This is a genomic window from Streptomyces sp. CA-146814 (assembly GCF_050942385.1).
In the GTDB taxonomy this organism is placed as follows: Bacteria; Actinomycetota; Actinomycetes; order Streptomycetales; family Streptomycetaceae; genus Streptomyces.
Genome location: NZ_CP192068.1, coordinates 4,190,001 through 4,215,442, shown reverse-complemented (window position 1 = coordinate 4,215,442; position 25,442 = coordinate 4,190,001). Strand labels below are relative to the sequence as shown.

The window sequence follows — 25,442 nt, the reverse complement described above, 5'->3', positions numbered from 1 at the left end:
ATACGGCCTTGCGGTGCTGCATGGCGGTGCCACCACAAGGCGAAAGGGTCCGCCCCCGCTCTCCCTGGTACGGAGAGCGGGGGCGGACCCATATGTCTTCTACGAGCTCGCCTCAGCCGAAGAGCAGCAGCACCGCGCCGTAACTCAGCGCCGCGACGAGTGCCGCGGCCGGCATGGTGATGAACCAGCCGAGGATGATGTTCTTCGCGACGCCCCAGCGCACGGCGTTCACGCGCTTGGTGGCGCCGACGCCCATGATCGCCGAGGTGATGACGTGGGTCGTGGAGATCGGGGCGTGGAAGAGGAACGCCGAACCGAACATGATCGACGCGCCGGTCGTCTCGGCGGCGAAGCCCTGCGGCGGGTCCAGCTCGATGATCTTCCGGCCGAGCGTACGCATGATGCGCCATCCGCCCGCGTACGTACCCAGCGAGAGCATCACCGCACAGGCGATCTTGACCCAGACCGGGATCTCGTCGTTCGGACCTTCGATGTCGGCGATGACCAGGGCCATCACCACGATGCCCATCGTCTTCTGCGCGTCCTGGAGGCCGTGGCCGAGGGCCATGCCCGCCGCCGAGACCGTCTGCGCGATCCGGAAGCCGCGCTTGGCCTTGTGCGGGTTGGCGTTCCGGAACATCCACATGATGCCGACCATCACCAGATAGCCGGCGATCAGGCCGACGAACGGGGAGATGAACATCGGGATGACGACCTTCTCCAGCACGCCGGACCAGATCACATCCGTCCCGCCGGCCAGCGCAGCGCCGACCATGCCGCCGAACAGCGCGTGCGAGGAGGAGGACGGGAGGCCGAAGTACCAGGTGATGAGGTTCCAGATGATCGCGCCGACCAGCGCCGCGAACAGGATGCCCATCCCCTTCTGCCCGACGGGCGTGGCGATCAGGCCTTCGCTGACGGTCTTGGCGACCCCCTGGCCCAGGAAGGCGCCGGCGAGGTTCATCACCGCGGCCATCGCCAGAGCCGCACGCGGGGTCAGCGCCCGGGTGGAGACCGAGGTGGCGATGGCGTTCGCGGAGTCGTGGAAGCCGTTCGTATACGTGAAGCCGAGCGCGACACCGATGGTCACGATCAGCGCAAAGGTGTCCACGAGGTTCAGGACTCCTTGACCGCGATGGTCTCCACGGTGTTGGCGACGTGCTCGAACGCGTCAGCCGCCTCTTCCAGCACGTCCACGATCTGCTTGAGCTTCAGCACCTCCATGGCGTCGTACTTGCCGTTGAAGAGCTGGGCCAGCAGCTTGCGGTGGATCTGGTCGGCCTGGTTCTCGAGCCGGTTGACCTCGATCCAGTACTCGGTGAGGTTGTCCATGGTCCGCAGCCCCGGCATGGCCTCGGCGGTCAGTTCCGCCGCCCGGGCCAGCACCTCGATCTGCTGCTCGACGCCCTTGGGGAGCTCCTGGACCTGGTAGAGGACGACCAGGTCGACGGCCTCCTCCATGAAGTCCATGATGTCGTCGAGCGAGGACGCCAGCTTGTAGATGTCCTCGCGGTCGAACGGCGTGATGAAGGAGGAGTTCAGCTGGTGGAAGATCGCGTGGGTGGCATCGTCCCCCGCGTGCTCCGCTGCCCGCATACGCTCCGCGATCTCGACTCGGGAGGCAGAATCCGCCCCGAGCAGTTCCATCAGGAGTTTCGAGCCCGTGACAATGTTGTCCGCGGACGCGGAGAACATGTCGTAGAAGCTCGTCTCCCTGGGGGTCAGACGAAAGCGCACGTGGGGTCCTCGGGATGCTTTGGATTCGGTCAGGCTGATGCTAGGCGCATCATCCGGCCACGGCTAACCGGCGTTCTTCAGTGTCGCCCATCGGGAACGGGGATCGGCACGGGCCCCCGGTCACGTTTCCGCCGGATTCGTTACGATATACCCGGCAGGGGTATATCGGGGGCAGGGTCGCATCAGGCCGGAGCGCCATCGCGGGCAGGCTGTGACGGGCGTACGAGGACTACGGGAGGACGCAGATGACCACCACCGGGACGACGGACACGGGCGCGGGAGCGGAAGCGGAGCCGGTGGGGACTCCGGCGGCGGCCGCGGCTCCTCTCGGGGCCGAGGAGATCGTGACCGACCACGACCTCGGCTTCCACGGCTACCACCACCAGAAGGACGAGCACCTCAAACGGCTGCGCCGGATCGAGGGCCAGATCCGCGGCCTCCAGCGCATGGTCGACGAGGACGTCTACTGCATCGACATACTCACCCAGGTCTCGGCCTCCACCAAGGCGCTGCAGTCCTTCGCCCTCCAGCTGCTGGAGGAGCACCTGCGCCACTGCGTCGCCGACGCGGCGGTCAAGGGCGGCGAGGAGATCGACGCGAAGGTCGAGGAGGCCACGAAGGCGATCGCCCGGCTGCTGCGGACGTGAGGGGCGGGGCGGGCGGGGCCCGGGGGCCTCACCGCCGGCGGACGGCCTGGCGGGGGACGGTCGTCCACGCGTCGGCGGCGAGGGTGGCATTCAAGCCACCGCCACCGGCCTCTTGAGGAGCACCGGCGCCTTGAGCAGCACCGGCGCCTTGAGGCGTACGGTCGCCGGCGTCGGCCCCGTGGTGAACACGGTCACGGCCACGGTCACCGTCATCGTCACCGGACGCCTCATCCTCGACGGTCTCGCCCCCGACGGACTCGTCCCCGACGTTGAGCACTTCGTCGATACGGTCGGGACTGAGGCGTTCCTCACGCGCCGCCGAGGCCGCGATCATCAGCTCGCCGCACAGCTCGATCTCGGCGAGGGCCACGTAGTCCTGAGCGTTCGGAGCGCTGAGCGTCACCACCTGCGTCACCTCTCTCTGCCGTCGCCGACCCTTCGCCGACCCTTCGGCGCACCGGCTTCCTAGCGTAGGGAGCGCGGTACGCGCCGCGCATGGCACGGACGGACCATTTCGTCCCCCTCCCAACCGGCCCCTCCCGCCCCGCCCTTCCCGTAGGGGTCGTGGCGGCGGCCGGCAGCCGGGCTCAGCTCTGCCGGATCTCGCCCGTGTAGATGTCGTCCTCGTCCGGCAGCGTCACGGTGACCGGCGCCCCGAACCCGTACAGCAGCAGCGTCGAGACCACCGTGACCTCCGCCGACTCCTGGCCCTCGGTGGCGAAGGTGAAGCGGTGGCGGACCTTCCGCAGCCTGCCCTCCTCGTCGAGGTACGCGTCGAACGGGACGGCGTCCTTGCCGAACCCTTTCGCCGCCGCGCTCAGCGCCCCGCGCGACTGCGGCGACGCGGCGCGCGCCGCACGGTTCAGGTCGGCGACGCCCCGGTAGTGATGGACCGTCACGCCGGCCAGCTCGGACTTCCCGACGTACGTCACATCACCGGCCCCGCGCAGCAGCTCGGCGGCGGCCGTCGGATCGGTGACGCCGCCGGTGACGAGGTTGCCGTCCTTGAGCGCGGTCGTATCGATCCTGACCCACTTGTCGTCGGGGACCCCGGCGCCGCGGTTCTTCATGTAGAGCGCGCCCGGCGCCAGCAGCTCGGTGATCGGCCGGTGGTCGTCCGCGCCGGCGGCGTCCGTGGGCAGCACCACCTTGAGCCGCCCCATCTGCCTGCGGAAGTCGTACGTGCCCTCGCCGCGGATCGTCACCCGCGTCCCGCCGGCCGCCGTCTCCATCGACGTACGGGCTTCCGCGCCACCCGCTTCGGCGAGTACACCGGCGGCTCGGCCGAGCACGTCGAGCGGGCGCTCCGCGGCCACGGCACGCTGCCCGGAGCCGTCGCTCCCACCGCCCGCCCCCGCCTCGCCGACGCATCCGGCGGTGACCGCGATCACCCCGGCCACGGCGAGGGCGCGGACAGCACGGGCCCCGCCTCCGTCCCTGTACTGCTGCACCACCATCGCCTGCCAACCCCCAACGACTGCCGCACGACCGAGCCCTCACCCGCCTCGCATAACGACCACCGGCGCCCCCCGTCACGCGGCCCCGGCACCTCCGCCGTGCGGCGAGCGGGTTCTCCGGCCCTCGGAACCCGTTCGGAGGCGGTCACCAGTACCGTGGTCGGGTGCACGAGGAACCCTCCGCCCCAGCCCGCACCAAGGCCCCGCACCCCCCTTCGTGCCCCGCACCGCCTCCGGCGGGACACAGCGCCACCACGACCGAGCGCGGCTCGTTCTGCCTGGCCCGCTGCACCTGCGGCTGGACGGGCCCGGCACGCAGATCGCGGGACCGGGCCCGCACGGACGCCGCCGAGCACCTCGCCGCGTGCTGACCCCGGAGGACATGGCCGAAAACAGCGCGATCCCCCAGGTGCGCGAAGCACCTGGGGGATCGTGAGCGGGTCCTGGGCTCGGGTCAGGCGGCCAGGTCCTTCTCTCCCGGATGGCCGCGCCCGGTGCCCGGCCGGGGCTCGGGGATGGAGCGCGTGTCCCCGCGCTCCTCGCCGTACGCCGCGTCCGCCTTCTTCGACCGGACGATCCAGCCGGCCCGGTCGGAGCGGGAGATCGCGGCCATCAGCGGGGTCAGCAGGGCCATCGCGAGCGGCGCCAGCAGGAGTGCGACGGCCGTGCCGAGGGCGAATCCGCCGATCACGTCGGTCGGGTAGTGGACGCCCATGTAGATCCGGCTGACACCGGCGAAGACCGCGAGGCCGAGCGCGACGAAGCCGAACTTCCGGTTGGCCACGAAGATGCCGACGGCGAGGGCCATGGCGAGGGTGGAGTGGTCGCTGACGAACGAATAGTCCGTCTTGCCGTGGATCAGGACTTCGAGCCCCTCATGGTCGTTGAACGGACGTGGCCGTTCGACGAATCCACGGATCGGGATGTTGATCACGACCGCGAGCGCGGCGGCGAGCGGCGCCCAGACGAGCGCGGCGACCGACGTCACCGAGTCGTCGGCGCTCCCGCGCTTGCGCATGCTCCACCAGCACCAGAGGCCCACCAGGACGAGGCCGAACATGGTCCCGTACTCACCGACGAACTCCATGACCCGGTCCAGCCAGGTCGGAGCGGCCTTCGCCAGCCCGTTGATGCCGTAGAGCACACTGACGTCCGGGTTCGACCCTTCGAGTTCGAGTCCAGCCATCTGCTGCGGCCCCTTGCCTTGTCTGCTTCATCTGTGGCGACGCGCGTCCGTGCGCGCCACCGTGGTCGAACCCCCGTGATTCGGTGTGGTCCCGTTCTGCGCACGCATGGTCGGTGCGCATGCTGTCCGCTGTCCCTGTCCAGGGAACGGCCCGCTCGCCGCCCGCGTTCCACTCTCCACCGAATGATCACCATGACGTTATCGAAGAGTGACTGGTCGTCGCAGCTCAGGGCCCAGGCTTCACGGAGAGTTCCGGCCACGGCCGACTCTCCGTCAGCCCCGGAGGACCGGCCCGACGAGAGGTGGGTCACCCCGGCGGAGCATCCTCCGGAAGGTCGGTCGGCAGAGCCGCGGCACCGTCCTTGGTTACCCGGGTCGCACCGAAGTAGTCCGGCGTATCGATCTTGTCGAACCGGATGACCGCCCCCGTGAAGGGCGCGTTGATCATGTACCCACCGCCGACATACAGCCCCACATGCCGAATGGCCCGCGAGTTGGTCAGATCGTCGGAGAAGAACACCAGATCCCCCGGGAGCAGCTCGTCCCGCGAGGGGTGCGGCCCCGCGTTGTACTGGTCGTTGGCGACGCGCGGCAGCTCGATGCCCACCGTCCGGTACGCGGCCTGGGTCAGCCCGGAACAGTCGAACCGCCCCTGCTGCTCCGGCGTCCCGTTCCCGCCCCACAGATACGGCGTACCGAGCTTCTTCTGCGCGAAGTAGATGGCCCCGGCCGCCTGCCGGGAGGGCGCGACCCGGCCGACGGGCCGGGCGAAGCTCTTCTCCAGCGAGCGGATGATCTTCACATAGTTCTGCGTCTCCTTATAAGGAGGCACACCGCCGTACTTGATGACCGCGTAGGCACCGGCGTTGTACGCGGCCAGCATGTTGCTCGTCGGATCGCCCGGCACCTTCTTGACGTACCCGGCGAGCTCACAGTCGTACGAAGCGGCCGAGGGAATCGCGTCGGCCGGGTCCCACACGTCCCGCTTGCCGTCACCGTTGCCGTCGATACCGTGCGTGGCCCAGGTGCCCGGGATGAACTGCGCGATGCCCTGCGCGGCGGCATGGCTCTGCGCCCTCGGGTTCCAGCCGCTCTCCTGGTACAACTGTGCGGCCAACAGGGCCGGGTTGATGGCGGGGCAGAGGTTGCCCCACTTCTGGACCAGCGACTGGAACCGCGCCGGCACCGCCCCCTTGGCAAGCGCGACGGCCCCACCTCCGCCCACCCCGGCGAGACCGGCGGCGGCCGAGTACGTACCGACGAGGAGCAGCGCCATGAAGGCCGCCGCCATGCCCACGCCGATGCCACCGAAGACCCAGAATTTCCGCACCCCTCAACCATCCCTCATCGCGCGACGGTTCAGGGGTGTTTTCGACGGTGTGTACGAGTCATCCGCGGCACACCACCGGCGCACCCGGAGCACACGGGGGCGGTAACGGCTCAGAAGCAACGCACATGACCGGTATCGCCAACCGCGCGACCCCGCGGGCAGTGACTGGGGCATGACCCGACGGCTCGACCCAACACCGGCAGGGGCACGACATGGGTCTGTGGCCCCAAGGGAGACTCAAAGCCTCTACTCAGTCGCCAAGTTGAGATACCGCGTCCCAATCACCGCCCGGACGTCACTCCGACCTCCGGCGCCTCGGCAGACCAGAAGTCGGAGTGGATGTTGGGGCGTGGGATGACCTCCGCCTCCGGGTCGAGCGGCGCGGTGGCCTGACTGGTGGAGTCGGCCACCTCGGAGTAGTTCACACAAGGGCTGACTACGTCGAAGTGCACTTGCCCCTGGTCCGCGACGATCAGACTGACCACGAATCCGTCCTTGGTTTCCGCGTACATCGCAGGAGCATCCGCGTGATTATTAATCATCCTCATGCGGTAGCCGCTACTGCGCCAAAAGCGGTCCACTACTCCCAGCAAGCTACCCCTCCGTTGATCAGAAACAACGGTCATTACCGTCCTCCGCCGGGTCACCGTGCAGTTTCCCGTTGTTGTCGGGCCGTGCACCCAGCGCACATCTGGCCGAATTTCCGCAAGAACTCCGTCGAGAATTTCGTCTGCGTGTTTCGCAGCACCCTGCATGTTAATGTTATCGCCTCGCACCCCTGTGCACCCACCAAGCAAGACCCCCAACAGAAGGGCCACAAGAATCGACCGGACTGGACCCATCAACGCGGATCTTCCGTTCTGACCATATGAGAACGCCCTGCGGCGATCAAAGCCATATTGTCCAAAGAGTTCTTATCGGCTACCGGGTCGAAGTACTGCGAGTGCGCATCTGTGGATAGCCCACCCGCCCCGACCAGAGGCGGGCCATCCCCCACCTCGAATCTCCTCGCCCCGAACGACTCGCTGGCCGGATCCTTACCGAACCAGACGTCGTCGTCGCCTGGATCGGCCAAGTCGCCAAAGAGGTAGGCCGCCGCAGGCCCACCGATCAACATTTCTGCCGCACCGACAGCAAACTGTTCTTTCGCAGGAAGTTTGGTCACGATGTCGTTGGAAGCCGCTCCGACAAAGACGTGATCCCGGCCCACCCCTAGGTCGTCAGCACTGTCAACACCCACCCCCGGGCTTCCCACGAACACGATGTCATCGACGCCGGGAATTCCGCCCTCCTGTTGCGTTGCTGCTCCAACAGTCCGGGACCCGTAGGAGTGTCCGATGGCCGTCATGTGGGGATCCTCGTGCTCATTGGTCGCCGCGAGACCACCCATGAATCCACTAAAAGCTCTCCCGCCCCCTTCAGCCTTAGCGCCGCCCGCGACGGCAAATGTTCCCATCCCGTCCGGTGACTGGGGAGCGTCATACCCGAGCCAAGTGATAGCAGCAGTGGACTCCCCGTGGCGATTCGAGGCGATAGCCAGATCGCGTGACCGCCCCAGATCGCCTCTGGCAAATTCGCTATCCAACGACGTGTTCAGTCCCGGCACATACGCCGCAACATTCCGCGACGTATCCGGGTTCCCATAAGACACGATGGCCCGGCCATTCCCCTGATCCCCGATACCAAGCAGATACATCGGCGGCTCCCCCGGCCTCGACACCGCCTCCAACTGCCGGTCGATCTCCCGCAGCGCCGCCAGCTTCGTCGCCGCATCCTCGCCGTCCTGCCCCGCCAGCTTCCCCATCAGCAGCTGGAGGTTGTCCCGGTTCGCCGCGTCGCGGACCAGGGCCGGGATCCCGTCCAGGTTGCCGATCTGGTCCGGGTACACCGCGAGGTACTCCTCGCGCTGTTCGTCCGTCAGCCCCTCCCACCACGCCTTCCGCTCGGCCGGAGTCGCATCGTGCGGGATCTCCCGCTTGAGGTACCCGCTCGCCGCCTGCCGCACCGCCGCCGCGTCGCTCGCCGCATCCGTCCACGTCGACGTCGGCACTCCGAGACCGTCCTCCGCCTTCAGCGCCCGCAGGATCTTCGCGTACCGCCAGTCCACGTCGGCCGCCGTCCGCACCGCCCGGGCGACCCGGTCCGCGATGTCCTGGGCCTTCGCGGCGTTCGGGTTGGGTGCGACGAGTCCGGAGGGGCTCGCCAGCCCGGGGTTCGGGACGCCGGAGGCCCGGCCGCCCGCCAGCGGCTTCCCGTCGACCAGGCCCTCACCCGCCGCCGGGTACGTCACCGAACCGTCCGGATGGACCGTGAACTTCAGGGCCGCCGCATCGTCGAGCGCTCCCTGGAGCACGCGCTGCTGGGCCTTCAGCTCATGGGCCAGGCTGTTCAGCGTGGTCCGTAGCAGCCCGCACTCCGTATAGACGTACTGGAAGTTCATCGACAGCCGGCGCAACCGCCTGACCGCCGCCTGCGCCGCCTCCCCTTTCTGCGTCCGGCGCAGGTCGTTGACGAGCTGGGTGTCGATACGGTCCCGAGCGGCGTCGGCACGGTTGCTGGCCCGGCCCCACCCGTCGGCGGCCTCCTCCAGTTCGGCGCACCTCACCTCACGTAACTTCGCCCAGGTCAGCGTCGACCCCAGCGCCCCCAGACCACCCGGCCCACCAGCCCCACTCACCGCACCTCACCCGCACCGAAACCGGACCCAGCCCCAACACCACCACCAGCACCCGCACCCGCACCCGCACCGGCCCCAACACCACCAGCAGCCACCCTCACCCCACCGAAGAAGCCCTTCACCGCCCCGTTCACCTCGGACTGCGTGGCGGCCACCGCCCGCAGCTTCCCCGTCAGGCTCCGGCACTCGTCACGGGCGGTTTCGATCCGCCGCTCCCACGAAGCCCGTACGGCACCCAGCTCGGCGAGTGCCGACAGCTCACCGGCCCCCGCCGCCAGCCCCTGGTGCGCACGCCCCAACTCGGCCTTCACCGGACCGAGGTGCGCGACCAGGCCCTCCGCTCCACCGGCCGCCCGCAGCCACGGCCCATCACTGTGCTTGAGGTCGCCCCCACCACCACCCTCCTCACCGCGCGGCTCGACCCACCACCACGGCCGGTCGCCGCCCGGCTGCGCCAGCACACCCACTCCGCTCACACCGCTCACCCCGTTCCTCGATCGTGGAGCGGCACTGTGCCAAACACGGCGTGGCCGACGCGCCGCCCACCTGCACGTCCAAGGCGCACGACCGGAGGCGGACGCCCGCGATCACCGGGCTTCTCGCCGCACCGACCGGAGACGGGATTCACCCGGACGATGGACGCAGCTCTCACCTCCCGCTGCACCCGCCCTTCCTGACGGCGCATCGCCCCGGCTCACCGGCGCACCGGCAGCTCTCGAACGGCGCATACGAACACGTCGTGCCCCACGAACGCTGCAACCGCACCAGGAACCCATGGCCACCGTCGTTGCTCGCGGTCACACCGCGTGATACACAGAGTAACCAGGCGTATGTATGTGAATACCGGGACGAGCCGCAGGTCAGGGCGGCTGTGTCGGTCGAACGTGCGAGATCCGGGTAAAGAGACCGGGAAGGCGTCGTACGAGGGCGGTTTCATCAGCGAAGATAGAAGGCAACCCGTGCCATACGGGCGCGGAAAGCTAACTACCCAACAGGGGCGGTGACTTACATGATCCTGGCAGCAGAGAAGGGCGACATCACCACCATCATCGGCGGAATCGCCCCCAACTGGGGGCCGTTCGGCACGCTGGGCAACGAGGCACGCATCATGATCGAGGTGGTGATGGCGATCGCCATCCTGCTCTGCCTCGGCATCGCGATCTGGGGCGCGGCGAAGCAGCGCATCGGAGCGACGGCGCTGCGCGACACGTTCAGCGCGGAACAGGGCAAGGGCCTGATCGTGGCGGGCCTGACCGGAGTCTTCATCATCGGCTCACTCGGAACGCTCTTCACCATCGTGTACGGAATGGCTGTCTGACCCACCGTCGGCCAGCCCGCACCGGGCCGTCCCCGCCCGCTCCCCACCATCCGTCCATCGTGCCCACCGGCTGAGGTTGCGTCTCCCTGATGTCGAGTCACTCCACCGCGCTCACGCGGCAACCAGCACAGCTACCGTCGTCCTGCGCGGAATCGCACACGACCGAGGGAGCGAACGCGGCATGAGTCCCGGCGACGACCACGACTACCGCGGCATGGACCAGGGCGGGCGCGCGGACGACCCGTACAGCACCCTCGGCGGCACCCGCCAGACCCGTACGCGCCTCCCGGACGGCGACGCGGACCACCCGCACACCCGCCGGCCCGTCCGGAACTCGCGCTCCATCGTCACCATCACCGGTGTGGTGGTCCTCCTCATCGCCGCCATCGCGTTCGCCAACCGCGGTGGCACGGGTGACGACGACACCGCCTCCCCGGGCGCGAAAAGCTCCGGGGCCGCGGGCTCGGCCCCGACCGCCGCCACCGGCACCAAGCCGGCCCAGGGCAAGAACGGAACAATCGCCTCCGGCTTCGCCCAGGATGAGCAGGGGGCGCAGAGCGCGGCGGCGAACTACGCGGTGGCGCTGGGGTCGGCCGAGATGTTCAACGCGGAATCCCGCAACGGCATCATTCAAGCCACCCATGATCCAGCGGTGGCCCAGAAGCTCCAGGACAACCTGGACGCCGCCTACTCCCCCGCTTTCTACAAGAACGTCGGTCTCAACGACGACGGCAGCACACCCACCGGGCTGGCCTTCGTCTCACGGACCGTCCCGGTCGGTACGAAGGTCGTCGAGATGGAGGCCGATACGGCCACCGTGGAGGTCTGGTGCACCGGTCTCGTGGGGCTGGCCGGGCAGGGCTCCACCAAGCCGGTCACCGAGACCTGGTTCACCATCTCGCAGAAGCTCACGTGGGTCGGCGGCGACTGGAAGATCTCGTCGTCGAGCCAGACGGAGGGGCCGACACCGGTCAACGGTGACAACCGTGCCTCCACGGCCGACGAGATGGCCGCAGCGGTCAATGCGTACGGAGGCTTCACCTATGCCCGATAGCCGCCGATTCCGCCTCTCCTCGCTGGTCGGCGCCGCAGGTCTCGCGCCCGCCGCGCTGATCGTCATGGCTCCGGGCGCCGCCGCGGATCCCACGCCGACCCCGACGCCCTCCCCCAGCGGGAGCGACAACCCCTGCGACCTCATCGTCGGACTCGCCCGGGACTACTGCGAGGACGGCGAGAACGCCCGCAGCGGCTCGCGCGCTCCGACCGATATCGACAACCCCGCCGACCCCCTCACCTCCCTGGCCCAAGGCTGCGCCGACGCCGCCGCCTACATCGTCGGCAAGCTCAGCGAGGCCGTCGAGTCCACGGCGAACGTCGACTTCACCAACCCCGCCTTCCGCCAGCAGTACGCCGTCATCTTCGCGGCCTCCACCTTCCTCACCCTCGTCCTCTGGCTCCTCGCCGTCGCCAAGCGCGCCATCCGCGGCGTCCCGTTCGCCACAGCGATCTCCGAGGCCGTCGGCTTCCTCTGGCTCACCGTCCTCGCCTCCGCCTTCACGCCGCTGATCCTCTACACGATCGTCTCCGCCACCGACGGCGTCACCGAGGTCATCGCCTCCGCCACCGGAAGCCAGACCGACGTGTTCTTCGGGTCGTTCGCCGAGGCGCTCAAGAAGGGCACCGACATCGGCGGCGGACCGATCATGCTGATCGTCGTCTCGCTCGTCTCGATCGTCGCCGCCGGCGTCCTGTGGCTGGAGCTCGTCATCCGCGCCGCCCTGCTCTACGTCGGCGCTCTCCTCGGCATCGTCGTCTACGCCGGCCTCGTCGACAAGAACATGTGGGGCCACGTCCGCCGCTGGGCCGGCATCATGATCGCGGTGATCATGGTCAAGCCGGTCATCGTCATCGTCCTCGGCCTCGCCGGAGCGCTCTCCGCGGGTGACGGCCCGGACGCCTTCTCCGCCGTCGTCTCCGGCCTCGCCATCATCCTGCTGGCCATCTTCGCCTCCGCCATGATCTACCGCTTCGTCCCCGGCTTCGGCGACGAGATCCAGGGCGCCCGCACCAACCGCAAGCAGGCCACCGACGGCGCCCAGGCCGCCGCCCTCATCAGCTCCCCGGCCGCCCTCGTCTCGCAGGGCATCAAGACCCACAGCGGCCGCACCGACCAAGGCGGCGGAGGCGGCGCCCGCCCCTCCAACCCGGTCAGCGGCGGCGTCGCCGCACACAGCTCCCGCACCTCCGGCGGCGGCGGGTCCGTCCCCTCCGCCGCACCCTCGCCCCGCAGCGGCGGCTCCGGCCCCACCTCCGGCACCCCCCACAGCAGCCGCCCCTTCAGGGGAAGCGGCTCCGGCAGCACAGGTAACTCGAGCACAGGAGGTGGAGGGCGTTGACGACTCAGTCCCACACGATGACGCCCCGCCGTACGTATCTCATCGGCCGCGCCCGGCCGAACGCGATCGTCGGCAAGAACCGCGAGTCCGGCGAGATCGCGCTGATCATCGTCGGCGCGTTCCTCGGCATGATGAGCGGACTCCTCGTCCCCGTCCTCTCCCTCCGCATCGTCTGCCTCGTCGGCTTCCCGATGCTGGCCCTCGCCGTCGTGTACGTCCCGTACAAGGGCCGCACCTTCTACAAGTGGTTCGAGATCAACCGCAGCTTCAAGCGCTCCCTGCGCCGCGGCACCGCCTACCGCTCCGGCGCCATGGAAGCCGGCGTCAGCGTCGACGGCCGTGAGGTCGAGATCGGCCCGCCCCCCGGCATCGGCCGCATCAGCTGGCTCGCCGCCCCCTTCGGCCCCGACGAGATCGCCGTACTCCTCCACGCCGACCGCCGCACCGTCACCGCCGCCATCGAGATCGAGGGCCCCGGCGTCGGCCTCCGCGACAGCGAGGACCAGGAGGCCCTGGTCGACCGCTTCGGCACCCTCCTCAAGCACGTGGCCAACGGCGACGGCTTCGTCACCCGCCTCCAGATGCTCGCCCGCACCCTCCCCGCCGACCCGGACGCCCACGCCAAGGACGTCGCCCAGCGCGGCGACAAGGCGTCCCCCGGCTGGCTCCAGGACTCCTACGACCAGCTCCAGTCCATGGTCTCCACCTCCAGCGAGCAGCACCGCGCCTACCTCGTCGCCTGCATGCACTACAGCCGCGAGCTCGCCGCCGAGGCCAACGCCATCGCCCGCGCCGCCCGCCCCCACGGCGGCCGCAAGCTCGACCGCGACTCCGGTCTCGCCATCGTCATGGCCCGCGAGCTCACCGACATCTGCGCCCGCCTCGCCGAGGCCGACATCCGGGTCCGCCAGCCGCTCGGCCAGAGCCGCGTCGCCTCCCTCGTCCACTCGATGTACGACCCCGACCACCCCATCGACCACATCCAGGCCATGACCAAGCGCAACGCCTGGCCCGCCGAACTGGACGCGGTGGAGCCCACGTTCCTCCAGGCCAAGACCCGCGAGTCCACCACCCGCGCCCCCTGGTGCCACGCCACCGCCTGGGTGAAGGAGTGGCCGATGACCCCCGTCGGCGTCAACTTCCTCGCCCCGCTCCTCGTCCACACGCCCGACGTCATCCGTACGGTCGCCGTCTGCATGGACCTCGAACCCACCGAGGTCGCCATCGAGCGCATGCTGACCGAGAAGACCAACGACGACGCCGAGGCCAGCCGCCAGGCCAAGATGAACCGTACGGTCGACCCCCGCGACATCGCCGCCCACGGCCGGCTCGACCAGCGGGGTGAAGATCTCGCCAGCGGCGCGGCCGGAGTCAACCTGGTGGGGTACATCACGGTGTCGTCCCGCTCCCCCGAGGCCCTCGCCCGCGACAAGCGCACCATCCGCGCCTCCGCCGGCAAGTCCTATCTCAAGCTGGAGTGGTGCGACCGCGAACACCACCGCGCCTTCGTGAACACGCTCCCGTTCGCCACCGGCATCCGCCGCTGACACCGCCACGGCCACCGCCACCGCCACCGCCACCAAGCTCAACACCACCACCCGCGACACGAGAGGGCACCCACGCCATGCGAGACCCGCTGTCCGCAGTGTCGGATGCCTTCACCTCCTTCCTCTTCGGCAAGGTGGAGACGACCCGCCTCCCCGTCCGTACGTCGACGGGCCAGGCCCAGGCCGTCTACCTGCCCACCGCCGCCCCCGGCCTCGGCGACTCCGGCGTGATCATCGGCCGCGAGGTCTACAGCGGCAAGGGCTACATCTACGACCCCTTCCAGCTGTACGGCCAGCAGCTCCCCGCCCCCCACTGGCTCGTCCTCGGCGAGTCCGGCAACGGCAAGTCGGCGCTGGAGAAGACCTACGTCCTGCGCCAGCTCCGCTTCCGCGACCGCCAGGTCGTCGTCCTCGACGCCCAGGGCGAGGACGGCGTCGGCGAATGGAACCTCATCGCCCAGGAGCTGGGCATAACCCCCATTCGCCTGGACCCGACCGCAGCCCTCAACGGCGGCATCCGCCTCAACCCGCTCGACCCGTCCATCACCACCACCGGCCAGCTCGCCCTCCTCCGTACGATCATCGAAGTCGCCATGGGCCACGGGCTCGACGAGCGCTCCGGTTTCGCGCTGAAGGTCGCCCACGCCTACGTCACCGCGACCATCACCGAACGCCAGCCGGTCCTCATGGACATCGTCGAGCAGCTCCGCCACCCGAAGCCCGAGTCGGCCGAGGCGATGAACGTCGACATAGACGATGTACGGGCCTGGGGCCTGGACGTCGCCCTCGTCCTGGACCGGCTCGTCGACGGTGACCTGCGCGGCATGTTCGACGGCCCCACCACCGTCGGCATCGACCTCGACGCGCCACTCATCGTCTTCGACCTTTCGCACATCGACCGCAACTCGATCGCGATGCCGATCCTGATGGCGATCGTCGGCGTCTGGCTGGAACACACCTGGATCCGGCCCGACCGCAAGAAGCGCATCTTCCTGGTCGAAGAGGCCTGGCACATCATCAACTCCCCCTTCGTCGCGCAGCTCTTCCAGCGCCTGCTGAAGTTCGGCCGCCGGCTCGGCCTCTCCTTCGTCGCCGTCGTCCACCACCTCAGCGACGTGGTCGACGGAGCGGCGGCGAAGGAAGCGGCGGCCATCCTCAAAATGGCCTCCACCCGCACGATCTACGCGCAGAAGACCGACGAGGCGCGCGCCACCGGCCGGGTCATCGGCCTGCCCCGGTGGGCCGTCGAGATCATCCCGACGCTCACGCCGGGCATCGCGGTCTGGGACGTCAACGGCAACGTCCAGGTCGTCAAACACCTGATCACCGAGGCCGAACGGCCCCTCGTCTTCACCGACCGCGCCATGACCGAGGGATCGGCCCCGGACGCGGACGACCTGCTCCCCGAGGACATCCGCGCCGCGGAGCTGGAGGCGGAGCAGCGAGCGGCCCGGATCGAGAACCAGCAGCGGCTCGACGACTCGTCCCGTTCCACGGTGGCCTGACATGGCACGCCGGCCGTCACACGGCCCCGTACCGGAGAGAGGCCGGCCGGAGAGGCACCGCCGCCACGAGGATGCCCACAGCGGTGGCATCCCCGACGGCCTGCTGGTCGGACTGCTCGGCCTTTTCCTCGCGGCGACCCTGCTCGCCTGGACGGCCACCGGCCTCGCCGGCCTCCTCACGCACGGCTCGTGGCCGGACGGCGTCACCTTCACTCGAACCCCCCTCGCTCTGCGCGAACTGGTCACGGCCCCCCAGGACCTCCCGGGCGCCTGGCCCCACACACCTCCGTCCCAGCTCTCCGGCTACGGCCTGTTCTGGGGCCTGTTCATCGGCGAGCTGATGGTGCTGGTCGTACTGACGGTGTTCGCCCTCGGGTCCGTGGCCCGGTGGCGAGTCGTACGGGAACGGCGCCGCGAAGAACGTCTGCATGGCTCATACGGCTCGTACGGAACACCCCACGAGCCCGAAAACCCCCACGTGTCTCACCAGCCCCACGACGTCCACGACGTCTACGAGGCTCCGGCCCCGCTCCCGCTCACCAAGTCCCCCGCAACCTCAGCTCGACCACAACCACCATCGCACCCGGCAGAGCCGGAAACACGCCGGACAACCCCCGAGGCTCCACCCCAGCCACCCCCACCGGCCCCCCTCACGCTCCCCTCCCCCCGCACCCCCCTCCTCGTCTACGCCCCCGCCCCCGACCGCCGCCCCACCGTCGTCCAGGCCATCCAGGACGCCGAGGGCCCCGCGCTCGTCGTCACCTCGGACCCCACGGTCTGGGCCGAGACGAAGGACGCCCGAGCCAAGCTCGGCCCGGTACTCGTCTACGACCCCGGCCACCTCTGCGACACCCCGGCCCGCCTCCACTGGCCGCCCACCGCCGGCTGCGAGGACCCCGGCACCGCCGCCGTACGCGCCGCCGCCCTCCTCGCCCCGGTCCGCCCGCAGGCCAGGATCGACGCGGCGGTGGCCGACACCGCGCAGACGCTCCTCCGGTGCTGGCTGCACGCCGCGGCGGTGGACGGCCGCCCGTTCCGCCAGGTCGCCCGCTGGGCCTCGGGCGCCGCAGCCCACGAACCCGTACGCCTCCTCCGTACGCATCCCAAGGCCGCATCCGGCCTCGCCGGGCTGCTGGAGTCCGCGCTCACGGCGTACCCGGAACGGCGCGACGTCGCACAGGAGTTGACCGTACGGGCCTTCTCGGCCCTCTCCTCGGTGCACATCCGCGAGGCCTGCACGGCCAACCGATCGGATGCGGCCGCACTGGATTCCTTTGCCCGTGAGGGGGGAACGCTCTATGTGGTCGGTGAACCCATCGAAGATCCCCGCACCCGCCCCGGCGCGATGCCCCTCCTCACCGCGCTCACCTCACACGTGGTCGAGCACGGCCGCCGCATGGCCGCACGGTCATCCGACGGTCGGCTCGACCCACCAATGACGCTGGTCCTGGACGACGTGGCCGCCGTCGCCCCGCTCCCGCAGCTCCCCGAACTCCTGGCGAGCGGCCAGGAGACGGGCCTGCCCGCGATCGTCCTGCTCCGCTCCCGCGAGCAGGGCCGGGCACGCTGGCAGCAGCACCTGCACGCCCCAACACCGGGCGCCCTCTGAGGAATCCGGCTACGCCCGCTCGATCACATACTCCAGCTCCCACTCAGGCCGTTCGGCCGACACCGGTATGCGCTGCCCCGACGGTACGAACCCGAACCGCCGGTAGAACGCCGCGGCCCGAGGGTTGTCCTCGTGCACATACAGCCGCACCCTCTCCAGCCGAGGCGCGGAGAGCGACCAGCACCAGTCCACGGCCACCCGGAACAACGCGTCCGCCACCCCGCTCCCCCGCACCTCCGGCCGGACGAAGACCCCGACCAGATGCCCCTGGTCCACCGCGGGAGCCTCACCGAACCGCACCTCATCCCCCGGCCGCTCGACCAGCACGGTGACCGTGCCCACCCACTCCCCTTCCGGCGACTCCGCGACGAACTGCCGTACGTCCCAGCCCTCGGCCGCCGCGGCCGTACGGTCCTGCCAGAACCCGTCCGGCCGCTCCACCGCCGCCTCGTACGAGTCCTGGAACGCCACCGGCGCCGCCGGGTCCCGCAACGCCTCCAGCCGCAACCGCCTGGCCTGCGGCCACTCCTCGGCCCGTACGGCACGCATCACATGGTCCATGGCCCGATCCTCACCCGCCGCCCGCACACCGCTCAACCGACTAAACCCGCGTCGTACCCCGGTACTACACACCGCCGCCCACATCCCGCCCCCGGTCTGACGACCACCACCCGGCCGACTCCGTAACGTCGACCGCATGATCAGGGCATACGGACTCACCAAGCGGTACGGCGACCGAACCGTCGTCCAGGACCTCGACTTCACCGTCCACCCCGGCACGGTCACCGGCTTCCTCGGCCCCAACGGCGCCGGGAAGTCCACCACCCTGCGGATGCTGCTCGGCCTCGATACGCCGACCCGCGGCCGCTCCACGATCGGCGGCCGCGCCTACGCCGCCCACGGAGCGCCTCTCACCCAGGTCGGCGCCCTGCTGGAGGCCCGCTCCGTCCACCCGGGCCGCTCCGCCCGCAACCACCTCATCGCCCTCGCCCACACCCACGGCATCCCGCGCGCCCGGGTCGACGAGGTCATCGCGCTCGCCGGCCTCACCGGAGCCGCCGACCGCCGGGTCAAGGGCTTCTCGCTCGGCATGGGCCAGCGCCTGGGCATCGCCGCCGCACTCCTCGGCGACCCGGCCACCGTCATCCTCGACGAACCGGTCAACGGCCTCGACCCGGAGGGCGTGCTCTGGATCCGTACGCTGCTCAGATCGCTGGCCGCCGAAGGGCGTACGGTCCTCGTCTCCTCGCACCTGATGAGCGAAATGGCCCTCACCGCCGACCACTTGATCGTCATCGGCCGGGGACGCCTCCTCGCGGACACGACGGTCGACGAGCTGGTCCGCCAGGCGGGCGGCGCATCGGTCAAGGGCGTGACCCCGCAACCGGCGGAGCTGGCAGCGCACTTGACCGCCCCGGAAGTGAAGATCACCACCGTCACCACAGCCGACGCCCCACCGCACGAACTCCGCATCCATGGCACAGAGGCCGCCCACATCGGCGCCGTCGCCGCCGCGCACGGAATCACTCTCCACGAACTCACCCCGCAGACGGTCTCGTTGGAACAGGCCTTCATGGACCTCACCCAGGACGCGGCCGACCACCGCTCCCGGCCACCGGCCACCACGACCACCGCCCACCTCGCCGGAGCCGCAGCATGACCACGACGACACCGCACGCCGCCACCACCAACCCGGCGCGGCAAGCACCCCCGTACCGCATCACCACGACCCGCGTCCTCCGCTCCGAGTGGCACAAGCTCCGCTCGCTGCGCTCCACTTGGATCACGCTGACGACAGCGGCCGCGCTCATCCTCGGGATCGGCCTGATCATGGGCGGGACGTACACCTCCGGCGGCGGCGACTCCGACGTCGACACGGTCATCCTGACCCTGTACGGCAGCCTGCTCGGCCAGCTCTGTCTGGTGGTCCTGGGCATCCTGGTCACCGCGGGCGAGTACGCGACCGGCATGATCCGCGCCTCCCTCACCGCCGTACCGGCCCGGCTCCCCGTCCTGTGGGCGAAGGCGGCGGTCTTCACGGCCACCGCGTTCTCGCTGATGTTCACGACGGCCCTGATCACCTTCGTCGCGGCCCAGCTCTTCCTCCACGACACCGACCAGGCGGCCTCGCTCACCGACCCGGGAGTCCTCCGCGCCGTGGCGGGCACGGCGGCGGGGATCACCTTGACGGGCCTTCTGGCGCTCGGCCTCGGCGCTCTCCTGCGCTCGGTACCCGGCGCGATCGGCGCGTTCGTCGGCGGGATCATGATCCTCCCGGAGATCCTCGGGATGCTTCCGTACGAGGCCGTCGAGCAGGCCGTCCGGTACTTTCCCACCCAGGCCGCCGGCGCACTCGGCTCCGCCACACCGCTTTCGGGCGCGGCGACCCCCGCCACCGCCCTGCTCGCCCTCTCCCTGTGGGTGGCGGCCGTCCTGGGAGCAGCGGGCTGGACGCTGCACCGCCGGGACGCGTGAGGCCAGGGAAGAGGAGAAAGAAGAAGCAGGTGACGGACGACCACCCGGGCGAGATAAGCCGGACCAGCACGGCCGCGGCCCCGCTCACTCGGACCATCCGCAGCACCCTGGACCGGCTCCGCGCCTTCGACCGACGCCGACCGCGAGCCTGGGACGCGGCGGTGACCGCGTTCTGGGCCGTGGCGGCCGTCCTCGACTACACCTCCGGCGGCTGGCGGACCGTGGCCCGGGACGTGACCGCGCCCGAACCGCTGGTGCTGCTGATGAGCCTGTGGTTCTCGCTTCCGCTGCTGTGGCGCCGCACGCACCCGATGACCGTGCTCCTGCTGTCGGCCCCGGTGTCCCTGGTCAACATCTGGACGGGTGCCGTGGTCCAGGCCGCCCTCCTCCAGCTGATCCCCGTCTTCCACATCGCCCTGCGCCGGTCCCTCCGTACGCTCGGGGTCGCGGCGCTGGTGTTCTGCGCCCCGCTCCTCGCGGGCGCCGTCGGCATCCCCGGCATCTGGGGCCAGCAAGTCGTCTCGTACGTGTGGGGGTTGGTCTTCGTCGCCCTTCTGGGCATCGCCGTACGGACGCGCCGCGAATACACCGAGGCCCTCGTCGAGCGCGCCCACCGCCTGGAGCACGAACGCGACCAGCAGGCCCGCCTCGCCGCCGCCGCAGAACGCACCCGGATAGCACGGGAGATGCACGACATCATCGGCCACAACCTCTCGGTCATCACGGGCCTGGCGGACGGCGGGTCCTATGCGGCCGCCAAGAGCCCGGAACGCGCCGCCCAGGCCCTGGAGGCGATCGGCACCACCAGCCGGCAGGCCCTCTCCGAACTCCGCCGCCTGCTGGGCGTCCTGCGCGACGAGCACTCCGACGCCGACCGCGCCCCTCAGCCGGCCCTCGACGACCTGCTCCCGCTCATCGACCAGGTTCGCCGAGCGGGCCTCCCGGTAACCCTGGACCTCCACAGCGCCCCCGGCCAACCGCGCACCGAACCCACACCGGGCCGCCAGCTGACCGTCTACCGGGTGGTCCAGGAGTCGCTGACCAACACCCTCAAACACGCCGGCCCACGCTCCGACGCACCCCTGTCCGCAACGGTGGCCCTCACCCACACACCCACGCACATCGAGGCCACGATCACGGACTCGGGTGCCGGCACACCCAGGGACGTCACCCCCACTCTCGGCCAGGGCATCATGGGCATGCGCGAACGCGCGGCGCTCTACAACGGCACGATCGAAGCCGGCCCTCTGCCGGATCACGGCGGATGGCGCGTGCACCTCCGCCTCCCCCTGGAGGACCGACCGCAGTGACGACCGTACTCATCGCCGACGACCAGCCGATGCAGCGCTTCGGCTTCCGGATGCTGCTGGAGAGCCAGGACGACATGACGGTCGTCGGCGAGGCGGGCAACGGCACTGAGGCCATCGACCTGATCACCCGGCACCAGCCGGACGTCGCCCTGATGGACATCCGCATGCCCGGCCTGGACGGCATCGAGGCGACCCGCCACATCATCAGGTCGGGCTCCCGGACCCGCGTCCTCATCGTCACGACCTTCGACCTCGATGCGTACGCGTACGACGGCCTCCGCGCCGGAGCCAGCGGCTTCCTGGTCAAGGACGCCCAGCCGGAGGAGCTCCTCTCGGGCATCCGCGCGGTCGCCGCCGGCGACGCCGTGGTCGCCCCGTCCCTGACCCGCCGCCTCCTGGACGCCTACGCCCAGCACCTGCCGGCCGCCGCACCCGGCAGCCCTCCGGCGGCCGTGTTGGACCCGCGCATCACGGCGCTGACGGACCGGGAACGGGAGATCCTCACGGTCATCGGCCAGGGCTGGTCCAACGCGGAGATAGCCACCCGCCTGCACCTCGCCGAGTCCACCGTGAAGACGCACCTGACCCGCATTCTCGCCAAAACGGGCTGCCGGGACCGCGTGCAGGCGGTCATCCTGGCCTACGACACCCGCCTGGTGACGCCTTCGTAGTACGGCGGCAGGACACCGACCGTAGAACGCAGAAAAGCCCCGCACCACAAGGGTGCGGGGCTTTCCCACAATAATTGTTCGGCGGCGTCCTACTCTCCCACAGGGTCCCCCCTGCAGTACCATCGGCGCTGAAAGGCTTAGCTTCCGGGTTCGGAATGTAACCGGGCGTTTCCCTAACGCAATGACCACCGAAACACTATGAAAATTTGAACAAAACCGGTGTTGACACAGCTGTTCGTTATTTCAGAACTAACACAGTGGACGCGAGCAACTGAGGACAAGCCCTCGGCCTATTAGTACCAGTCAGCTCCACCCCTTACAGGGCTTCCACATCTGGCCTATCAACCCAGTCGTCTACTGGGAGCCTTAACCCCTCAAGAGGGTGGGAATACTCATCTCGAAGCAGGCTTCCCGCTTAGATGCTTTCAGCGGTTATCCTTTCCGAACGTAGCCAACCAGCCATGCCCTTGGCAGGACAACTGGCACACCAGAGGTTCGTCCGTCCCGGTCCTCTCGTACTAGGGACAGCCCTTCTCAATATTCCTACGCGCACAGCGGATAGGGACCGAACTGTCTCACGACGTTCTAAACCCAGCTCGCGTACCGCTTTAATGGGCGAACAGCCCAACCCTTGGGACCGACTCCAGCCCCAGGATGCGACGAGCCGACATCGAGGTGCCAAACCATCCCGTCGATATGGACTCTTGGGGAAGATCAGCCTGTTATCCCCGGGGTACCTTTTATCCGTTGAGCGACAGCGCTTCCACAAGCCACTGCCGGATCACTAGTCCCGACTTTCGTCCCTGCTCGACCCGTCGGTCTCACAGTCAAGCTCCCTTGTGCACTTACACTCAACACCTGATTGCCAACCAGGCTGAGGGAACCTTTGGGCGCCTCCGTTACTCTTTAGGAGGCAACCGCCCCAGTTAAACTACCCATCAGACACTGTCCCTGATCCGGATCACGGACCCAGGTTAGACATCCAGCACGACCAGAGTGGTATTTCAACGACGACTCCACAACCACTGGCGTGGCCGCTTCACAGTCTCCCACCTATCCTACACAAGCCGAACCGAACACCAATATCAAACTATAGTAAAGGTCCCGGGGTCTTTCCGTCCTGCTGCGCGAAACGAGCATCTTTACTCGTAGTGCAATTTCACCGGGCCTATGGTTGAGACAGTCGAGAAGTCGTTACGCCATTCGTGCAGGTCGGAACTTACCCGACAAGGAATTTCGCTACCTTAGGATGGTTATAGTTACCACCGCCGTTTACTGGCGCTTAAGTTCTCAGCTTCGCACACCCGAAAGTGCACTAACCGGTCCCCTTAACGTTCCAGCACCGGGCAGGCGTCAGTCCGTATACATCGCCTTACGGCTTCGCACGGACCTGTGTTTTTAGTAAACAGTCGCTTCTCGCTGGTCTCTGCGGCCACCCCCAGCTCACCGAGTAAATCGGATCACCAGGAATGGCCCCCCTTCTCCCGAAGTTACGGGGGCATTTTGCCGAGTTCCTTAACCATAGTTCACCCGAACGCCTCGGTATTCTCTACCTGACCACCTGAGTCGGTTTAGGGTACGGGCCGCCATGAAACTCGCTAGAGGCTTTTCTCGACAGCATAGGATCATCCACTTCACCACAATCGGCTCGGCATCAGGTCTCAGACTTCATGCACGACGGATTTACCTACCGTGCGTCCTACACCCTTACCCCGGGACAACCACCGCCCGGGCTGGACTACCTTCCTGCGTCACCCCATCGCTTACCTACTACAAGTCTGGTTCATCGGCTCCACCACTACCCTCAACTCCGAAGAGATCGGGCCGGCTTCACGGACTTAGCATCGCCTGATTCAGTACTGGGCGTTTCAAAGCGGGTACCGGAATATCAACCGGTTGTCCATCGACTACGCCTGTCGGCCTCGCCTTAGGTCCCGACTTACCCTGGGCAGATCAGCTTGACCCAGGAACCCTTAGTCAATCGGCGCACACGTTTCTCACGTGTGTATCGCTACTCATGCCTGCATTCTCACTCGTGAACCGTCCACAACTCGCTTCCGCGGCTGCTTCACCCGGCACACGACGCTCCCCTACCCATCCACACAGGCGTTGGCCCTATGTGTGTGAATGACACGACTTCGGCGGTACGCTTGAGCCCCGCTACATTGTCGGCGCGGAATCACTTGACCAGTGAGCTATTACGCACTCTTTCAAGGGTGGCTGCTTCTAAGCCAACCTCCTGGTTGTCTCTGCGACTCCACATCCTTTCCCACTTAGCGTACGCTTAGGGGCCTTAGTCGATGCTCTGGGCTGTTTCCCTCTCGACCATGGAGCTTATCCCCCACAGTCTCACTGCCGCGCTCTCACTTACCGGCATTCGGAGTTTGGCTAAGGTCAGTAACCCGGTAGGGCCCATCGCCTATCCAGTGCTCTACCTCCGGCAAGAAACACACGACGCTGCACCTAAATGCATTTCGGGGAGAACCAGCTATCACGGAGTTTGATTGGCCTTTCACCCCTAACCACAGGTCATCCCCCAGGTTTTCAACCCTGGTGGGTTCGGTCCTCCACGAAGTCTTACCTCCGCTTCAACCTGCCCATGGCTAGATCACTCCGCTTCGGGTCTAGAGCGTGCAACTCAAACGCCCTATTCGGACTCGCTTTCGCTACGGCTTCCCCACACGGGTTAACCTCGCTACACACCGCTAACTCGCAGGCTCATTCTTCAAAAGGCACGCAGTCACGACTGCATGTGCAAGCACATACAGCGACGCTCCCACGGCTTGTAGGCACACGGTTTCAGGTACTATTTCACTCCGCTCCCGCGGTACTTTTCACCATTCCCTCACGGTACTATCCGCTATCGGTCACCAGGGAATATTTAGGCTTAGCGGGTGGTCCCGCCAGATTCACACGGGATTTCTCGGGCCCCGTGCTACTTGGGTGATTCTCAAACGAGCCGTTGATGTTTCAGCTACGGGGGTCTTACCCTCTACGCCGGACCTTTCGCATGTCCTTCGCCTACACCAACGGTTTCTGACTCGTCTCACAGCCGGCAGACTATGAAAGAGAACTCCCACAACCCCGCATGCGCAACCCCTGCCGGGTATCACACGCATACGGTTTGGCCTCATCCAGTTTCGCTCGCCACTACTCCCGGAATCACGGTTGTTTTCTCTTCCTGAGGGTACTGAGATGTTTCACTTCCCCTCGTTCCCTCCACACTGCCTATGTGTTCAGCAGCGGGTGACAGCCCATGACGACTGCCGGGTTTCCCCATTCGGAAACCCCCGGATCAAAGCTTGGTTGACAGCTCCCCGGGGACTATCGTGGCCTCCCACGTCCTTCATCGGTTCCTGGTGCCAAGGCATCCACCGTGCGCCCTTAAAAACTTGGCCACAGATGCTCGCGTCCACTGTGCAGTTCTCAAACAACGACCAGCCACCCACCACCCCACCCAAACGGGCGAGTTCACTGGGGCCGGATCAGAAGGACAGCCATACGGCCGCACCCTCAGACACCCAACAACGTGCCCGACACAATGCCCTGTTCACCACGTTCCACGCCGAAGCAGTAC

General features: G+C 68.1%; 22 protein-coding genes and 2 rRNA genes. 12 read left to right on the top strand and 12 right to left on the bottom strand.

The genetic code is table 11. The features are described from left to right. Positions 1-112 precede the first annotated feature (112 nt). Together ACQP09_RS18645 and ACQP09_RS18640 are read right to left on the bottom strand one after the other, a co-directional pair. Positions 113-1,111 carry an inorganic phosphate transporter gene (locus ACQP09_RS18645; protein WP_030566598.1) on the bottom strand — a complete coding sequence of 333 codons (999 nt, stop codon included), beginning with the start codon at positions 1,109-1,111 and terminating at the stop codon, positions 113-115. A 5-nt stretch (positions 1,112-1,116) separates the two neighbouring features. Continuing rightward, the gene (locus ACQP09_RS18640; protein ID WP_007449359.1) at positions 1,117-1,737 is read right to left on the bottom strand and encodes a DUF47 domain-containing protein; all 621 of its coding nucleotides are present in this window, start codon (positions 1,735-1,737) and stop codon (positions 1,117-1,119) included. A 245-nt stretch (positions 1,738-1,982) separates the two neighbouring features. Between ACQP09_RS18640 and ACQP09_RS18635 the strand changes: the two genes are divergently transcribed. Beyond that, the gene (locus ACQP09_RS18635) at positions 1,983-2,384 is read left to right on the top strand and encodes a metal-sensitive transcriptional regulator (protein WP_433401079.1); all 402 of its coding nucleotides are present in this window, start codon (positions 1,983-1,985) and stop codon (positions 2,382-2,384) included. Positions 2,385-2,412: 28 nt separating this feature from the next. Here ACQP09_RS18635 and ACQP09_RS18630 read toward each other — a convergent pair whose 3' ends face one another. Both ACQP09_RS18630 and ACQP09_RS18625 read right to left on the bottom strand, forming a co-directional pair. Further along, positions 2,413-2,790, bottom strand: a complete 378-nt coding sequence (locus ACQP09_RS18630; protein WP_433406852.1) for a hypothetical protein — start codon at positions 2,788-2,790, stop codon at positions 2,413-2,415. A 181-nt stretch (positions 2,791-2,971) separates the two neighbouring features. Next, positions 2,972-3,841: a hypothetical protein gene (locus tag ACQP09_RS18625; protein ID WP_433401076.1), complete on the bottom strand. Its 870-nt coding sequence runs from the start codon at positions 3,839-3,841 to the stop codon at positions 2,972-2,974. A gap of 164 nt (positions 3,842-4,005) precedes the next feature. Here ACQP09_RS18625 and ACQP09_RS18620 point away from each other — a divergent pair, with 164 nt between their 5' ends. Further along, on the top strand, positions 4,006-4,212 hold the full coding sequence (locus ACQP09_RS18620; RefSeq protein WP_433401073.1) for a hypothetical protein: 207 nt from the start codon (positions 4,006-4,008) through the stop codon (positions 4,210-4,212). An 83-nt stretch (positions 4,213-4,295) separates the two neighbouring features. Here ACQP09_RS18620 and ACQP09_RS18615 read toward each other — a convergent pair whose 3' ends face one another. The 5 genes from ACQP09_RS18615 to ACQP09_RS18595 all read right to left on the bottom strand — a co-directional run bounded on the left by ACQP09_RS18615 (position 4,296) and on the right by ACQP09_RS18595 (position 9,510). After that, positions 4,296-5,027: a phosphatase PAP2 family protein gene (locus ACQP09_RS18615; RefSeq protein ID WP_432152579.1), complete on the bottom strand. Its 732-nt coding sequence runs from the start codon at positions 5,025-5,027 to the stop codon at positions 4,296-4,298. Between the two features lie 307 nt (positions 5,028-5,334). Continuing rightward, positions 5,335-6,318, bottom strand: coding sequence for an NlpC/P60 family protein (locus tag ACQP09_RS18610; protein ID WP_433406651.1), 984 nt, complete (start codon positions 6,316-6,318; stop codon positions 5,335-5,337). A 320-nt stretch (positions 6,319-6,638) separates the two neighbouring features. Then, positions 6,639-6,869: a hypothetical protein gene (locus tag ACQP09_RS18605; RefSeq protein WP_433401070.1), complete on the bottom strand. Its 231-nt coding sequence runs from the start codon at positions 6,867-6,869 to the stop codon at positions 6,639-6,641. A gap of 329 nt (positions 6,870-7,198) precedes the next feature. After that, on the bottom strand, positions 7,199-9,007 hold the full coding sequence (locus ACQP09_RS18600) for an alpha/beta hydrolase (protein ID WP_433406650.1): 1,809 nt from the start codon (positions 9,005-9,007) through the stop codon (positions 7,199-7,201). A 23-nt stretch (positions 9,008-9,030) separates the two neighbouring features. Further along, positions 9,031-9,510 (bottom strand): hypothetical protein, encoded by a 480-nt coding sequence (locus ACQP09_RS18595; RefSeq protein WP_433401067.1) that lies wholly within the window; start codon positions 9,508-9,510, stop codon positions 9,031-9,033. 533 nt (positions 9,511-10,043) lie between these two features. Here ACQP09_RS18595 and ACQP09_RS18590 point away from each other — a divergent pair. From ACQP09_RS18590 to ACQP09_RS18565, 6 genes are all read left to right on the top strand, one after another. Next, positions 10,044-10,352, top strand: coding sequence for a hypothetical protein (locus tag ACQP09_RS18590; RefSeq protein ID WP_015610155.1), 309 nt, complete (start codon positions 10,044-10,046; stop codon positions 10,350-10,352). A 181-nt stretch (positions 10,353-10,533) separates the two neighbouring features. Then, positions 10,534-11,406, top strand: a complete 873-nt coding sequence (locus tag ACQP09_RS18585) for a hypothetical protein (RefSeq protein WP_433401064.1) — start codon at positions 10,534-10,536, stop codon at positions 11,404-11,406. Further along, positions 11,396-12,748, top strand: coding sequence for a hypothetical protein (locus ACQP09_RS18580; RefSeq protein ID WP_433401062.1), 1,353 nt, complete (start codon positions 11,396-11,398; stop codon positions 12,746-12,748). Before ACQP09_RS18585 ends, ACQP09_RS18580 begins: the two co-directional genes overlap by 11 nt. After that, entirely contained in the window at positions 12,745-14,295 is a 1,551-nt protein-coding gene (locus tag ACQP09_RS18575; RefSeq protein WP_433401059.1) for an SCO6880 family protein, read from the top strand. Before ACQP09_RS18580 ends, ACQP09_RS18575 begins: the two co-directional genes overlap by 4 nt. A 77-nt stretch (positions 14,296-14,372) precedes the next feature. Continuing rightward, a complete protein-coding gene (locus ACQP09_RS18570) occupies positions 14,373-15,800 on the top strand; it encodes an ATP-binding protein (protein ID WP_432152573.1) in 1,428 nt (475 codons plus the stop codon). A 1-nt stretch (position 15,801) separates the two neighbouring features. Further along, positions 15,802-17,409: a type VI secretion protein gene (locus ACQP09_RS18565; RefSeq protein ID WP_433401056.1), complete on the top strand. Its 1,608-nt coding sequence runs from the start codon at positions 15,802-15,804 to the stop codon at positions 17,407-17,409. A gap of 9 nt (positions 17,410-17,418) precedes the next feature. Here the strand turns inward: ACQP09_RS18565 and ACQP09_RS18560 are convergent, their stop codons facing one another. Continuing rightward, positions 17,419-17,970, bottom strand: a complete 552-nt coding sequence (locus ACQP09_RS18560; protein WP_433401053.1) for a GNAT family N-acetyltransferase — start codon at positions 17,968-17,970, stop codon at positions 17,419-17,421. A 136-nt stretch (positions 17,971-18,106) separates the two neighbouring features. Between ACQP09_RS18560 and ACQP09_RS18555 the strand changes: the two genes are divergently transcribed. The 4 genes from ACQP09_RS18555 to ACQP09_RS18540 are packed head-to-tail and all read left to right on the top strand — an operon-like array spanning position 18,107 to position 21,865. Continuing rightward, positions 18,107-19,069, top strand: coding sequence for an ATP-binding cassette domain-containing protein (locus tag ACQP09_RS18555; RefSeq protein ID WP_433401051.1), 963 nt, complete (start codon positions 18,107-18,109; stop codon positions 19,067-19,069). Beyond that, positions 19,066-19,884 (top strand): ABC transporter permease, encoded by an 819-nt coding sequence (locus ACQP09_RS18550; RefSeq protein WP_433401048.1) that lies wholly within the window; start codon positions 19,066-19,068, stop codon positions 19,882-19,884. Before ACQP09_RS18555 ends, ACQP09_RS18550 begins: the two co-directional genes overlap by 4 nt. 29 nt (positions 19,885-19,913) lie before the next feature. Then, positions 19,914-21,194 carry a sensor histidine kinase gene (locus ACQP09_RS18545; protein WP_433401045.1) on the top strand — a complete coding sequence of 427 codons (1,281 nt, stop codon included), beginning with the start codon at positions 19,914-19,916 and terminating at the stop codon, positions 21,192-21,194. Beyond that, positions 21,191-21,865 carry a response regulator gene (locus tag ACQP09_RS18540; RefSeq protein WP_433401042.1) on the top strand — a complete coding sequence of 225 codons (675 nt, stop codon included), beginning with the start codon at positions 21,191-21,193 and terminating at the stop codon, positions 21,863-21,865. Before ACQP09_RS18545 ends, ACQP09_RS18540 begins: the two co-directional genes overlap by 4 nt. A 76-nt stretch (positions 21,866-21,941) precedes the next feature. Here ACQP09_RS18540 and rrf read toward each other — a convergent pair. Further along, positions 21,942-22,058: ribosomal RNA gene (gene rrf, locus ACQP09_RS18535) — 5S ribosomal RNA — on the bottom strand. A gap of 80 nt (positions 22,059-22,138) precedes the next feature. Then, positions 22,139-25,263, bottom strand: a 23S ribosomal RNA gene (locus ACQP09_RS18530). Between the last annotated feature and the right edge of the window lie 179 nt (positions 25,264-25,442).

Coding starts and splice junctions, on each gene's coding strand:
- ACQP09_RS18635 (WP_433401079.1), top strand. CDS start 1,983: ATGACCACCACCGGGACGACGGACACGGGCGCGGGAGCGGAAGCGGAG.
- ACQP09_RS18625 (WP_433401076.1), bottom strand. CDS start 3,841: ATGGTGGTGCAGCAGTACAGGGACGGAGGCGGGGCCCGTGCTGTCCGC.
- ACQP09_RS18615 (WP_432152579.1), bottom strand. CDS start 5,027: ATGGCTGGACTCGAACTCGAAGGGTCGAACCCGGACGTCAGTGTGCTC.
- ACQP09_RS18610 (WP_433406651.1), bottom strand. CDS start 6,318: ATGGCGGCGGCCTTCATGGCGCTGCTCCTCGTCGGTACGTACTCGGCC.
- ACQP09_RS18605 (WP_433401070.1), bottom strand. CDS start 6,869: ATGTACGCGGAAACCAAGGACGGATTCGTGGTCAGTCTGATCGTCGCG.
- ACQP09_RS18590 (WP_015610155.1), top strand. CDS start 10,044: ATGATCCTGGCAGCAGAGAAGGGCGACATCACCACCATCATCGGCGGA.
- ACQP09_RS18585 (WP_433401064.1), top strand. CDS start 10,534: ATGAGTCCCGGCGACGACCACGACTACCGCGGCATGGACCAGGGCGGG.
- ACQP09_RS18580 (WP_433401062.1), top strand. CDS start 11,396: ATGCCCGATAGCCGCCGATTCCGCCTCTCCTCGCTGGTCGGCGCCGCA.
- ACQP09_RS18570 (WP_432152573.1), top strand. CDS start 14,373: ATGCGAGACCCGCTGTCCGCAGTGTCGGATGCCTTCACCTCCTTCCTC.
- ACQP09_RS18565 (WP_433401056.1), top strand. CDS start 15,802: ATGGCACGCCGGCCGTCACACGGCCCCGTACCGGAGAGAGGCCGGCCG.
- ACQP09_RS18560 (WP_433401053.1), bottom strand. CDS start 17,970: ATGGACCATGTGATGCGTGCCGTACGGGCCGAGGAGTGGCCGCAGGCC.
- ACQP09_RS18555 (WP_433401051.1), top strand. CDS start 18,107: ATGATCAGGGCATACGGACTCACCAAGCGGTACGGCGACCGAACCGTC.
- ACQP09_RS18550 (WP_433401048.1), top strand. CDS start 19,066: ATGACCACGACGACACCGCACGCCGCCACCACCAACCCGGCGCGGCAA.